Source organism: Chromobacterium fluminis, from assembly GCF_011602385.1.
Taxonomy (GTDB): Bacteria; Pseudomonadota; Gammaproteobacteria; order Burkholderiales; family Chromobacteriaceae; genus Chromobacterium; species Chromobacterium fluminis.
In genome coordinates, this window is record NZ_JAAOMA010000011.1 from 72,868 (window position 1) to 85,428 (window position 12,561).

Annotated in this window: 11 protein-coding genes; 6 read left to right on the top strand and 5 right to left on the bottom strand. The window is 62.0% G+C overall.

Translation table 11 applies throughout. The features are described from left to right. Positions 1-107 precede the first annotated feature (107 nt). From HA052_RS09860 to HA052_RS09880, 5 genes are all read right to left on the bottom strand, one after another. Positions 108-737 carry a MarC family protein gene (locus HA052_RS09860; RefSeq protein ID WP_081547702.1) on the bottom strand — a complete coding sequence of 210 codons (630 nt, stop codon included), beginning with the start codon at positions 735-737 and terminating at the stop codon, positions 108-110. A gap of 146 nt (positions 738-883) precedes the next feature. Next, a complete protein-coding gene (gene dapE, locus HA052_RS09865) occupies positions 884-2,017 on the bottom strand; it encodes a succinyl-diaminopimelate desuccinylase (protein WP_166451803.1) in 1,134 nt (377 codons plus the stop codon). Further along, positions 2,014-2,364 (bottom strand): arsenate reductase, encoded by a 351-nt coding sequence (locus tag HA052_RS09870; protein WP_166451804.1) that lies wholly within the window; start codon positions 2,362-2,364, stop codon positions 2,014-2,016. Before HA052_RS09870 ends, dapE begins: the two co-directional genes overlap by 4 nt. A gap of 7 nt (positions 2,365-2,371) precedes the next feature. Further along, complete coding sequence (locus tag HA052_RS09875; protein WP_240937327.1) at positions 2,372-3,499, bottom strand: PilT/PilU family type 4a pilus ATPase; 1,128 nt, start codon at positions 3,497-3,499, stop codon at positions 2,372-2,374. 131 nt (positions 3,500-3,630) lie between these two features. Further along, positions 3,631-5,313 carry a long-chain-fatty-acid--CoA ligase gene (locus tag HA052_RS09880; protein WP_081547694.1) on the bottom strand — a complete coding sequence of 561 codons (1,683 nt, stop codon included), beginning with the start codon at positions 5,311-5,313 and terminating at the stop codon, positions 3,631-3,633. 312 nt (positions 5,314-5,625) lie between these two features. Between HA052_RS09880 and rimP the strand changes: the two genes are divergently transcribed. The 6 genes from rimP (at position 5,626) to rpsO (ending at position 12,455) form a co-directional block, all read left to right on the top strand. Further along, on the top strand, positions 5,626-6,051 hold the full coding sequence (rimP, locus tag HA052_RS09885) for a ribosome maturation factor RimP (protein WP_081547692.1): 426 nt from the start codon (positions 5,626-5,628) through the stop codon (positions 6,049-6,051). A 52-nt stretch (positions 6,052-6,103) separates the two neighbouring features. Continuing rightward, on the top strand, positions 6,104-7,582 hold the full coding sequence (gene nusA / locus HA052_RS09890) for a transcription termination factor NusA (protein ID WP_081547690.1): 1,479 nt from the start codon (positions 6,104-6,106) through the stop codon (positions 7,580-7,582). A gap of 39 nt (positions 7,583-7,621) precedes the next feature. Beyond that, entirely contained in the window at positions 7,622-10,555 is a 2,934-nt protein-coding gene (infB, locus tag HA052_RS09895) for a translation initiation factor IF-2 (protein WP_166451806.1), read from the top strand. Positions 10,556-10,725: 170 nt separating this feature from the next. Then, complete coding sequence (gene rbfA, locus HA052_RS09900) at positions 10,726-11,145, top strand: 30S ribosome-binding factor RbfA (RefSeq protein ID WP_081547686.1); 420 nt, start codon at positions 10,726-10,728, stop codon at positions 11,143-11,145. Then, positions 11,142-12,065, top strand: a complete 924-nt coding sequence (truB, locus tag HA052_RS09905) for a tRNA pseudouridine(55) synthase TruB (RefSeq protein WP_166451807.1) — start codon at positions 11,142-11,144, stop codon at positions 12,063-12,065. Before rbfA ends, truB begins: the two co-directional genes overlap by 4 nt. A gap of 120 nt (positions 12,066-12,185) precedes the next feature. Next, the gene (gene rpsO / locus HA052_RS09910; RefSeq protein WP_019104449.1) at positions 12,186-12,455 is read left to right on the top strand and encodes a 30S ribosomal protein S15; all 270 of its coding nucleotides are present in this window, start codon (positions 12,186-12,188) and stop codon (positions 12,453-12,455) included. Positions 12,456-12,561 lie beyond the last annotated feature (106 nt).

Here is a 12,561-nt window from a genome sequence, read left to right on the forward strand (position 1 = left end):
CGGGTGCGTCCTCTGGCTGATCCCGCTTCATGCTGTATTGGATGCTTGAGGCTGTGCTGATGGCCTCCACACAATAATCCTGCCGAGTTTGTGGGTTTTACGGGATTTTATCTGGCAAGCTGCGGGAAAAGCCGATAAATCCCATCCACGATGATTTCCACCGACACCGCCGCCAGCAGCATGCCCATCACCCGGTTGACGATGTTGATGCCGGTTTGCCCCAGCAGGCGCGACAGCGGAGAGGCCAGCACCAGCGCGCCGTAGCAGGTGATGGCCACCAGCAAACTGCTTACCAAAAGGTAAATCACCTGTACCCATGACGACGCCGTGGTCGCATAGATGATCACGGTGGAGATGGTGCCAGGCCCGGTCATCAGCGGAATCGCCAGCGGCACCACGGCGATATTGGTCTTGGTTTCCGCTTCCTCGCGTTCCACCTTGGTGGTTTTGGTGGGGCCCGGCTTGGCGTTCATCAGGGCGATGGCGATCAGCATCACCAGCAGGCCGCCGCCCACCTGGAAGGAGCCGACGCTGATGCCGAGAAAGCGCAGCAAGGTTTCGCCGACGACGGCGAACAGGCAGAGCACGATGGCCACGGAGATGGCCGTGGTCTTGGCGATCTTCTTGCGCTCCAATTGATTGGAGGTGGGCGTCAGGCTGATGAAGATGGGGATGGCGCCCAGCGGATTGACCAGCACCAGCAGCGCGATGAATATTTTTGCGATTTCGACTTCCATGGTTCGGATCATACCTTTCGCTGGGGGACTGCGCATTCAGGCGGGAGACGGGAAGCGTCGGCACTGCGTCAGACTGGGTCGTCTTCACGTAAAAAACCGGTTGGCCCAATTGGGCGCAACCGGTTTCAGCATAGCCGGAATTCAGCTCAGTCCGCGTTCAGCAATTGCTCCAGCGTGTGCCGGTAAATCGCGGACAGCGGCTCGATGTCGGCCACTTCCACGCATTCGTTCAGCTTGTGGATGGTGGCGTTGACCGGGCCGAACTCCACCAGCTCGCGCGCGATGCGTTTGATGAAGCGGCCGTCGGAGGTGCCACCGGTGGTGGACAGTTCGGCCTGGCGGCCGGCGACGGCGACGATGGCGCGGCCGAGGGCCTCGGTAAGCTTGCCCGGCTGGGTGAGGAAGGGGTGGCCGGACAGCTGCCAGTGCAGTTCGTAGCCCAGGCCGTGGCGGTCCAGAATCGCGCAGACGCGTTCCTTCAGCGATTCCGCGCTGCTCTCCGGCGAGAAGCGGAAGTTGAAGCGAATTTCGCAGTGGCCGGGGATGATGTTGCTGGCGCCGGTGCCGGCGTGGATGTTGGAGACTTGCCAGCTGGTGGGCGGGAAAAAGGCGTTGCCCTCATCCCAGCGCGTCGCCGCCAGTTCCGCCAGCGCCGGCGCCATCAGGTGCACCGGGTTTTTGGCCAGGTGCGGGTAGGCGATGTGGCCCTGAATGCCGTGCACGATCAACTGGCCGGACAGCGAGCCGCGGCGGCCGTTTTTGATGGTGTCGCCCAGGGCTTGGTCCGAGGTGGGTTCGCCGACGATGCAATAGTCTATGGTTTCGCCGCGCGCCTCCAGCGCGTCCACGACCTTAACGCTGCCGTCCACCGCCACGCCTTCCTCGTCCGAGGTGATCAAGAGGGCGATGGAGCCGGGATGTCCGGGGTGGCGGGCGACGAAGTCTTCGCAGGCGGTGACGAAGGCGGCCAGCGAGGCTTTCATGTCGGCGGCGCCGCGGCCGTAGAGCAAGCCGTTGCGGACGGTGGGCTCGAAGGGCGGGCTGTCCCATTGCTCCAGCGGGCCGGTGGGCACCACATCGGTATGGCCGGCGAAGCAGACCAACGGGCCGTCGCCGCCGCGGCGCGCCCAGAAATTATCGACGTCGCCGAAGCGCATGCGTTCCACGCGAAAGCCGATGGCTTCCAGCCTGGCTATCATCAGCTCCTGGCAGCCTTGGTCGCGCGGGGTGACCGAGTCCAACCGGATCAATTGCCGCGCCAGTTCTAGGGTTGCGCTCATTTCAGCAGGCGCTCCGCCCAGTCGGCTTCGAAGAAGCCGACGCTGATCTTGCCGCCGGCGTCCAGCACCGGACGCTTGATCACCGAGGGGTTGGCCTGCATCAAGGCCAGCGCGGCAGGCAGCTGATCGGCGCCGGCCTTGACCTCGTCCGGCAGCGCGCGCCAGGTGGTGCCCTGGCGGTTGATCAGTTTGGCGAGGCCGACCGCGGCGGCCCAGCGCTCCAGGCTGGCGGCGTCCGCGCCCTGTTTCTTGAAATCATGGAAGTGGTAGTCGAGGCCGTTGTCGCTCAGCCATTGGCGCGCTTTTTTGACGGTGCTGCAGTTGGGGATGCCGTAAAGAGTAATCATGGGTGGGTTACAGGTCCAGTTTGATGCTGTCGAAGCTTGGCGGCTCGCCGCCGGTTTGCTTATCGTCGCCGCTCGCCGCTTTTTCCTTGCTCTGATTGATCAACCAGTACAGGTTGGTGGGCGAGTCGGCGTTTCTCAGGGCCTCGTCCAGGCTGATGCGCCCCGTGCTGTAGAGCCGGTACAACGCCTGTTCAAAGGTTTGCGAACCATCGCTCATGCTGCTTTCGATGGCCTCCTTGATTTTGTCTATCTCTCCGTTGCGGATCAACTCCGAAATGCGAGGGGTGTTGATCAGGATTTCAATCGCCGGCACTCGGGAGCCGTCCACGGTGGGGATCAAGCGCTGCGAAACCACCGCCTTTAGCGCGGCGGAGAGGTCCATCAACAAGGCGGTGCGGCTTTCCGCCGGGAAGAAATTGATGACTCGGCTCAGCATGTGATAGCTGTTGTTGCCGTGCAGCGTGGAAATGCACAGATGGCCGGACTGGGCGTAGGTGACCGCCTGGGTCAGGGTTTCCGGGTCGCGGATCTCGCCTATCATCAGCACGTCCGGCGCCTCCCGCATCGCGTTCTTCAGCGCGCGAGCGTAGGAGAGGGTGTCGAAGCCCACCTCGCGCTGGTTGACGATGGATTTATCGTGGCGGAACAGAAACTCGATCGGGTCCTCCACGGTGAGGATGTGGCCGCTCATGCTCTGGTTGCGGGTTTGCAGCATCGCCGCCACGGTAGAGCTTTTGCCGGAGCCGGTGGAGCCGACCACCAGGATCAGACCGCGCTTTAGCTTGATCAGTTCGCTGAGTATCGGCGGCAGCTGCAAGTGATCCAGTGAAGGAATGTTGGGCAGGATGTAGCGCACCACCATGCCCACCGAACCGCGCTGCCAAAAAATATTGATGCGGAAGCTGCCGAGGCCGGGCACGGGATGGCCCAGATTCATTTCGCGTTCCTGCTCGAAAACGCTGATCTCCTCTTCGCTCATCAGGCTGTAGGCCAGTTGCTTGACCATGTCCGCGGTCAGCGGTTTTTCATTCAGCGGCAGCAGTTCGCCGTTCTGCTTGATCATCGGCGGAGAAAAGCTGGTGAAGAACAGATCGCTGGCGCGGCGTTCGGCCATCAATTTGAAAAACGGCAGCATCAACATAATCGTGCACCCGGAAGCGACAAGGTTTATCAATAAAGCGGTTTTTTAAAGTGTAGCCGTCCCACGGCCAAAAAAAACGCCGCCCAACAGAACGGGCGGCGGTGATTTCATGGTGTCGGCATGCGTCAGGCGGGTTTGGCGCTGCTGCTCTCGTCCCGCAGCGCGCGGCGCAGAATCTTGCCGACATTGGTCTTGGGCAATTCGTCGCGGAACTCCACCAGCTTGGGCACTTTGTAACCGGTGAGATTGTCGCGGCAATGCTGGATGATGTCCTTTTCCGTCAGCGCGCGGTCCTTGCGCACCACGAAGACCTTGACCACTTCGCCGGACTTGTCGTCCGGCACGCCGATGCAGGCTACTTCCAGCACCCCGGCGTGGCCGGCCACGACGTCTTCGATCTCGTTGGGGTAAACATTGAAGCCGGACACCAGAATCATGTCCTTTTTGCGGTCCACCAGTTTGACGAAGCCGTCCGCGGTCAGCATGGCCATGTCGCCGGTGGCGAGGAAGCCGTCCGGGCTCAACACCTTGACGGTTTCGTCCGGGCGGTTCCAATAGCCTTTCATCACCTGAGGACCGCGGATGCACAGCTCGCCCTGTTCGCCAGGGGCCACTTCATTGCCGTTCGCGTCGCGCAGTTGCATCTCGGTGGAGGGCACCGGCACGCCGATGGTGCCGTTGTAGGCGGGGAGGTCCAGAGGGTTCATGCACACGGCCGGGCTGGCTTCGGTCAGGCCGTAAGCTTCCACCAGGGTGACGCCGGTCACTTGCTTCCACTTGTCCGCCACCGCTTTTTGCACCGCCATGCCGCCGCCCAACGCCAGGCGCCAGGTGGAGAAATTCAGCTTGGCGAACTCGGGATTGTTCAGCAGCGCGTTGAACAGGGTGTTGACCCCCGTCATGCAGGTGACCGGGTACTTGCCCATTTCCTTGATGAAGCCGGGGATGTCGCGCGGATTGGTGATCAGAATGTTGAGCGCGCCCACCTCGGTGAATACCATAAGGTTGGCTGTCAGCGAGAAGATGTGATACAGCGGCAGCGCGGTGACGATGATCTCTTGTCCCGGACGGATAACCGGTTTCACCCATTCGCCGGCCTGCAGCATATTGGCGACGATATTGCGGTGCAGCAGCATTGCGCCCTTGGATACGCCGGTAGTGCCGCCGGTGTATTGCAGGAAGGCGATGTCGTCGTGGCAGAGCTCCACCGGACGATAGGGCGCGCGCGCGCCGCGGGACAGGGCGTCGCTGAAGCGGACATGGCCGGGCAGCTGCCACGGCGGCACCATTTTCTTGACCTTGCGCACCACAAAGTTGACCAGCATGCCCTTGGCGAAGCCCAGCATCTCGCCGATGGAGGCCACGATCACATTCTTGACCTGGGTGCGCGGCAGCACTTGCTCCAGCACATTGGCGAAGTTTTCCAGGATCACGATGGTTTCCGCGCCGGAATCCTTTAGCTGGTGCTCCAGTTCGCGAGGGGTGTACAGCGGGTTGACGTTGACCACGGTGCCGCCGGCGCGCAGGGTGCCGAACACCGCAACCGGATATTGCAGCAGATTGGGCATCATCACCGCAACGCGGTCGCCCTTCTGGAGTTTCAACTCATGCTGCAAATAGGACGCGAACTGACCGGAGAGCTGATCCATCTCACGGTAGCTGAGCTCTTTGCCCATGCAGGCCAGAGCGGGGCGGTCATGGAATTTCTTTACGCTGCGGTCGAAAACCTCGACCACGGACTGAAACTGGTTGATGTCGATTTCATGAGCTACGCCCGGCTGGTAGTTTTTGAGCCACACCTTTTCCATAAATCCCGGTTTCTCCATCGTGCTGGTTAACGAGAGTCGCGCCAGCGTGTCGCGCGCCGGCGGGCGTCGTACCTATTTGGTGACTATATATTGTTATGTCGCGGCGGCTTGGCCGCTCATGACGTCAAACTACTGTTTGAGTGCCCGGTAATGTACCGTAACTGGAACCGCTCGCAAAGAAGTCCGGTGCAAACAGCCGCCCGAGTCCGTTGGGGGCGGGTGGTTCGCCGGTTTTCTTTTTCAATGGAATAGGTTACAATCGCGTCGGTTAGGGATGGGCGTTTCGCCCATTTTTTATTTGTGGAAAAAGCAATGGATGTTCGTTTGCTGCTGGACAGCACCCTGCCGGGTCTCGGCTATGAGTTGGTCGATTTCGAAATGACCCCGGGGGGCGGTTTTCGCGTTTTTATCGACAAGCCGGGTGGTATCACCGTGGAAGATTGCGTCCAGGTGAGCAATCACTTCACCCGCCTTTTCATGGTCGAAAACATCGACTACGAGCGACTCGAAGTATCTTCGCCGGGCTTGGACCGTCCGCTGAAGAAAGAGGCTGATTTCGTCCGCTTCGCCGGAAAGCTTGCCAAGATCAAGACGCGCATGCCGATCGAGCAGCAGAAGAAATTTACCGGTCGTCTTGCCGGGGTCGAAGAAGACTCTGTGAAGCTGGATGTGGATGGCCGCATCATGGCGATTCCGTTTGCCAATATCGACAAAGCCAGGCTGGAGCCTGAGTTTTGATGTCTGGACGGCCATAAAGCCACGCAAAAGGACAAAAATCGGAGAGGAATGAATGAGTCGCGAGATTTTGTTGCTGGTGGATGCCCTGGCGAGCGAAAAGAATGTCAGCAAGGATGTGGTGTTCTCCGCCCTTGAGATGGCGCTTGCCTCGGCAACCAAGAAAAAGTTTACCGATGACGAGATGGACGTGCGCGTCGAAATCGACCGTCACAGCGGCCAATACCAGACTTTCCGCCGCTGGTTGGTGGTGGAAGACGAGCTGCTGGAATCGGAAAGCAAGGAAATCGGCGTAATCGACGCGCGTGAGCGCGATCCGCGCATCGAAGTGGGCGCGTTCATCGAAGAGCCGATGGAAGCGGTGGAGTTTGGCCGCATCGGCGCTCAAACCGCCAAACAAGTGATCCTGCAACGCATCCGCGACGCTGAGCGCGAGCAGCTGCTGAACGAGTTCCTGCAGCGCCGCGAGCACCTGGTGACCGGCACCATCAAACGCATCGAGCGCGGCAACGCCATCGTCGAATGCGGCAAGCTGGAAGCGGTGCTGCCGCGCGATCAGATGATCCCCAAGGAAAACCTGCGCGTGGGCGACCGCATCAAGGCCTTCCTGTTGCGCATTGATCGTTTGGGGCGCGGCCCGCAGCTGGTGCTGTCGCGGACCTCTCCGGATTTCCTGACCAAGCTGTTCGAGCTGGAAGTGCCGGAAATCGATGAAGGCCTGCTGGAGATCAAGGCCGCCGTGCGCGATGCCGGCATGCGCGCCAAGATCGCCGTCAAAGCCAACGACGCGCGCATCGACCCGCAGGGCACCTGCATCGGCATGCGCGGTTCGCGCGTTCAGTCGGTCAGCCAGGAGCTGGGCGGCGAGCGCATCGACATCGTGTTGTGGGCGCCAGAACCGGCTCAGTTCGTGATCAACGCGCTGTCGCCGGCCGAGGTTAGCCGCATCATGGTGGATGAAGACAACCACAGCATGGACGTGGTGGTGGAAGAGGAACAGCTGGCGCTGGCTATCGGTCGTAGCGGCCAGAACGTCAAGCTGGCCGCCGAATTGACCGGCTGGTACCTCAACATCATGACCGTTGCCGAGGCTGAAGAGAAGCACCAGGCGGAAGACGCCGCCGTGCGGGATCTGTTCGTGAGCGCCCTGGGTGTGAGCGAGGATGTCGCCACCGTACTGGTGCAAGAAGGCTTTGCCGCTTTGGAAGAAGTGGCTTATGTGCCAATTGCGGAAATGCTGGAGATTGAAGGGTTTGATGAGGAGCTGGTCAACGATCTGCGCAGCCGCGCACGTGACGCTCTTTTAACACAGGCTATTGCGTCCGAAGAAAAGGTGGAAAGCGTTTCCGATGGCCTGCGCGATATCGAGGGCCTGGACGCCGAGCTGGTTCGCAAGCTGGCCGAAGGCGGCGTGATCACCCGGGACGACCTGGCCGACCTGGCCGTGGACGATCTGGTGGACATGACCGGCATGGAGGCCGAGACCGCCCGCGCTGTCATCATGAAGGCGCGTGAGCACTGGTTCGACCAGTAAGGCCTGTCCGGAAAGAATTTACAGAATTTGGGAAGACGCATGGTTTTGACAAACGTAAAACAATTTGCCAGTGAGCTGAACCTCACACCGGAACGCCTGCTGGAACAGCTGGGCGCGGCCGGCGTGAGCAAGCGCTCGCCGGATGACGCGCTATCCGCGCAAGACAAGACCCAGCTTCTAGACTATCTGAAGCGTTCCCACGGCGCGCGCGACGAAGAGTCGCGCATCGCCCTGACGCGCAAGTCTACCAGCGAGATCAAGACCGCCGACGGCAGCACCGTCAAGGTGGAGACCCGCAAGAAGCGTTTCGTGGTGCGCCCGGAAGAAGCGTCCGCGGCTCAGCCCGCCGCGGCGGAATCCCGCCCGGCCGAGCCGGTGAAGGCGCCGGAACCGGCGCCGGCTCCGGTGGCGGAAGCCAAACCCGAGCCGAAACCGGAAGCCAAGCCCGAGCCTAAGCCGGAAACCGCTCCGAAAGCGGCGGAAGCCAAGCCCGAGTCCAAGCCGGCGGAAGCGCCGCGCCAGGAAGCCGCCAAGCCGGCCGCTCCCAAGCCGGCCGCGCCGGCGCAGCGTCCCACCGTGGCGTCCATCCTGACCCCGGAAGAGATTGCCTCGCGCGAAGCGGAAGAAAAGCGTCAAGCCGCGTTCCGCGCCCGTCAGGAAGCGCTGATGCGCGAGAAGATCGAACGCGAAGAGCGCCGTCAGGCCGCTCGCCAGGCCGCGCTGCAGCCGCCACCGCCGCCGCCGGCTCCCGAGCCGGTACGCGCCGCAGAGCCGGCGCGCCGTGACGAACCGCGTCGCGACGACCGTCGTCCGGCAGGCGACAACCGCGGCCCGCGCCCGGCAGGCGACAACCGTGGCCCGCGTCCGGCAGGCGACAACCGCGGCCCGCGTCCGGCTGGCGATAACCGTGGCCCGCGTCCGGCAGGCGACAACCGTGGCCCGCGCCCGGCAGGCGACAACCGCGGTCCGCGTCCGGCTACGGCTGGCGCGCCCGGCGCGCCGGCGGTGCCGGCCACCGTGGCTGGCCGTCCCGATGCCAAGAAGGGTGGCAGCGGTAACAAGAAGGGCGGCGATCGCTGGGATGACAATAAGAAGGGCGGCCGCGGCCTGAGGACCAAGGGCGGCGATGCCGGCAGCGACTGGAAATCCCGCGGCGGCAAGAACCGTCACAAGCAGAACAATCAGCACGCCTTCCAGACGCCGACCGAACCTATCGTGCACGAAGTGCTGGTGCCGGAAACCATTTCCGTCGCCGACTTGGCGCACAAGATGGCCGTCAAGGCCGTTGAGGTGATCAAGGCGCTGATGAAGATGGGCATGATGGTGACCATCAACCAGGTGCTGGACCAGGAAACCGCGATGATCGTGGTGGAAGAAATGGGCCATGTGCCGAAGGCGGCTCAGGCCGACGATCCGGAAGCCTATCTGGAACTGGGCGGCGGCGAAACCGTGGAAGTGGCCGAGTTGCCGCGTTCCCCGGTGGTGACCGTAATGGGGCACGTCGACCACGGCAAGACCTCGCTGCTGGACTACATCCGCCGCGCCAAGGTTGCCGCGGGCGAGGCCGGCGGCATTACCCAGCACATTGGCGCCTACCACGTGGAAACCCCGCGCGGCATGATCACCTTCCTGGATACCCCGGGTCACGAAGCGTTTACCGCGATGCGTGCCCGCGGCGCCAAAGCCACCGACATCGTGGTGCTGGTGGTGGCGGCCGACGACGGCGTGATGCCGCAAACCATCGAAGCCATTCACCATGCCAAAGCGGCCAAGGTGCCGATGGTGGTGGCGGTGAACAAGATCGACAAGCAGGGCGCCAACGTAGAGCGCATCCGCCAGGAACTGGTATCGCATGAAGTGGTGCCGGAAGACTGGGGCGGCGACACTCAGTTCATCGAAGTTTCGGCCAAGATGGGCCTGAACATCGACGCGCTGCTGGAAGCCATCCTGCTGCAAGCCGAAGTGCTGGAACTGAAGGCTCCGGTGGAAGCGCCGGCCAAGGGCATCATCGTCGAGGCTCGCCTCGACAAGGGCCGCGGCCCGGTGGCCACGCTGCTGGTGCAGTCCGGCACCCTGAAGAAGGGCGACGTGATACTGGCTGGCACCGCTTTCGGCCGCGTTCGCGCCATGATGGACGAAAACGGCAAGGCCATCGAATCCGCCGGTCCGGCGATTCCGGTGGAAATCCTGGGTCTGTCCGACGTGCCGCAGGCCGGCGAGGACGCGATGGTGCTGACCGACGAGAAGAAGGCGCGTGAAATCGCCTTGTTCCGCGCCGGCAAGTTCCGCGACGTGCGCCTGGCCAAGCAGCAGGCGGCCAAGCTGGAGAATATGTTCGCGCAGATGGCGGAGGGCGAGGTGCAAACCCTGTCCATCATCATCAAGGCCGATATGCAAGGTTCGTACGAAGCACTGGCCGGCAGCTTGCAAAAGCTGTCCACCGACGAAGTGCGCGTGGGCATCCTGCACTCCGGCGTGGGCGGCATCTCCGAGTCCGACGTCAACCTGGCGATCGCCTCCAAGGCCATCGTGATCGGCTTCAACACCCGTGCCGACGCCGCCGCCCGCAAGCTGGCGGAGAGCGAAGGCGTGGACATCCGCTACTACAACATCATCTATGATGCGGTAGACGAAGTGAAAGCGGCCTTGTCCGGCATGCTGGCTCCGGAGAAGAAAGAGCAGATCCTGGGCACGGTGGAAATCCGTCAGGTGATCCCGGTGTCCAAGGTGGGCAATATCGCGGGTTGCATGGTGACCGACGGCATGATCAAGCGCACCGCTTCGATCCGTCTGATCCGCAACCACGTGGTGGTGCATACCGGCGAACTGGATTCCTTGAAGCGCTTCAAGGATGACGTGAAGGAAGTGAAGCAGGGCTACGAATGTGGTCTGATGCTGAAAAACTTCAACGACATCCAAGAAGGCGACCAGCTGGAAGCGTTCGAAATCGTGGAAGTGGCGCGCTCTCTGTAAGCGAGACGCCAGGGGCGGGCGCCGGTCTGACCGTGAGGTCGGCGGGCGCTCGCCTTTTTTAATTTTCGCCGCGAAAACCACGAAATGACATGGCGGTTCGGGCCGTGCCATTTCGTGGGTTTCGTGGCCTTGAGCGGCGGCGACGCCGCGCAAAGTTGATTGGAAGTGATATGGCAAAAGCCAAAAAAGGTTTCTCCCGTTCCGACCGCATCGCCGAACAGATTCAGCGCGAATTGGCGGAACTGACCCGCAAGGGTTTGAAAGATCCGCGCGCCGGTTGGATCACCATCACCCTGGTGCAAGTGACCCGGGACTACTCGCACGCCAAGGTGTTCTACACCGTGATGGACGAGAAGACCCGCGAAGCGACGCAGGAGGCGCTGGAAAGCTCCGCCGGCTATCTGCGCTCCGAACTGGGCCGCAGCATCAAGATCTTCACCACGCCGCAGCTGCATTTCGTCTACGACGAATCGGTGGAGCGCGGCATGCACATGACCAGCCTGATCAATCAGGTGGCGCGCGAGGACGCCGAAAAATTCGGCGTCCAGGAAGCCCCGTCCGGCGAGGACGGCGCCGAGGGCAAGGAATGAGCAAGCCGCGCAGCAATCGCCGCCCGATAGACGGCGTGCTGCTGATCGACAAACCCTACGACATCTCCAGCAACGGCGCCTTGCAAAAGGCGCGCTGGCTGCTGAACGCCGCCAAGGCCGGCCATACCGGCGTGCTGGATCCGCTGGCCACCGGCCTGTTGCCGGTGTGCCTGGGCGAGGCCACCAAGTTTTCCTCTTATCTGTTGGACGCGGACAAGGGGTATTGCGCCACGGTGAAGTTCGGCGTGGTCACCACTACGGGCGATGTGGAGGGCGAGGTGGTGTCCGAGCGGCCGGTGGCTTTCGATCGCGACGGCTTGTTGGCGGCAATGGCGGGTTTCCGCGGCGAAATCTCCCAGGTGCCGCCGATGTATTCGGCGCTCAAGCATCAGGGCAAGCCCTTGTACGAGTACGCTCGCGCCGGCATCGAGATCGAGCGCGAGGCGCGGCGAGTGCACATCCGCAAGCTGGAGTTGATCAGCCTGGACGGCGACACCGCGGTGATCGAGGTGCTGTGCAGCAAGGGCACGTATATCCGCACCCTGGCCTGCGACATCGGCGAAGCCTTGGGTTGCGGCGCGCATTTGACCGGTTTGCGCCGTACCGCCACCGGTGGTTTTTCGCTGGACGAAGCCTTGCAGTTGGCCGACATCGAGGCGTTGGAAATGCCGCAACGCGAGTCCTTGCTGCTGCCGGCGGACATCCTGGTGCGCCATCTGCCGGAGGCGGAGTTGGCCGCCGACGAGGCCGGTAAATTCATGCATGGGCAGCCCGTGCGTTTTACCGAAAAATGTGCGAAAATGCAGCGTTTCCGGATTTACCGCGAGGGAAGCCGGGAATTTTTGGGGCTGGGCGAGGCGCGCGACGATGGTCGCCTGCATCCGATCCGGCTCCTGGCGAGCAAGGCGGCGACGTCTTGAACGCCGGCGGCCTTAGAGCCGCGACCGGAGTGTTGATGGGTTGTCGAGGTTTCGGCCTTGCTTGCTCGCTGCACTTGTCGGGTTGAAAAACCCCTACTGATAATTTGGAGTTACCCCAAAATGGCAATGACCGCCGCTCAAAAAGCAGACATCGTTAAAGACTTCCAGCGCAGCGAAGGCGACACCGGTTCGTCCGAAGTGCAAGTGGCTCTGTTGACCGCTCGCATCAACGACCTGACCCCGCACTTCAAAGCCAACACCAAGGATCACCACAGCCGTCGTGGTCTGTTGAAGCTGGTTAGTCGTCGTCGTCGTCTGCTGGATTACCTGAAGCGCACCGATGCCGATAGCTATCGCGCATTGATCGCCCGTCTGGGTCTGCGCAAGTAAGGTTGGGTTTTGGAAAAGTCGCAGCGTGCTGCGACTTTTTCATGCCGCATCAAGATCGCGAGCATTACTGCTGTAACAACGGGGGGAGCCTCTAAAAATTCGGATC

Excerpts from the sequence above, each read along its gene's own strand:
- rimP (WP_081547692.1), top strand. The coding sequence starts at position 5,626 with ATGGATGTTCGTTTGCTGCTGGACAGCACCCTGCCGGGTCTCGGCTAT.
- nusA (WP_081547690.1), top strand. The coding sequence starts at position 6,104 with ATGAGTCGCGAGATTTTGTTGCTGGTGGATGCCCTGGCGAGCGAAAAG.
- truB (WP_166451807.1), top strand. The coding sequence starts at position 11,142 with ATGAGCAAGCCGCGCAGCAATCGCCGCCCGATAGACGGCGTGCTGCTG.
- HA052_RS09875 (WP_240937327.1), bottom strand. The coding sequence starts at position 3,499 with ATGCTGCCGTTTTTCAAATTGATGGCCGAACGCCGCGCCAGCGATCTG.
- rpsO (WP_019104449.1), top strand. The coding sequence starts at position 12,186 with ATGGCAATGACCGCCGCTCAAAAAGCAGACATCGTTAAAGACTTCCAG.
- infB (WP_166451806.1), top strand. The coding sequence starts at position 7,622 with ATGGTTTTGACAAACGTAAAACAATTTGCCAGTGAGCTGAACCTCACA.
- HA052_RS09860 (WP_081547702.1), bottom strand. The coding sequence starts at position 737 with ATGGAAGTCGAAATCGCAAAAATATTCATCGCGCTGCTGGTGCTGGTC.
- HA052_RS09880 (WP_081547694.1), bottom strand. The coding sequence starts at position 5,313 with ATGGAAAAGGTGTGGCTCAAAAACTACCAGCCGGGCGTAGCTCATGAA.
- rbfA (WP_081547686.1), top strand. The coding sequence starts at position 10,726 with ATGGCAAAAGCCAAAAAAGGTTTCTCCCGTTCCGACCGCATCGCCGAA.
- dapE (WP_166451803.1), bottom strand. The coding sequence starts at position 2,017 with ATGAGCGCAACCCTAGAACTGGCGCGGCAATTGATCCGGTTGGACTCG.
- HA052_RS09870 (WP_166451804.1), bottom strand. The coding sequence starts at position 2,364 with ATGATTACTCTTTACGGCATCCCCAACTGCAGCACCGTCAAAAAAGCG.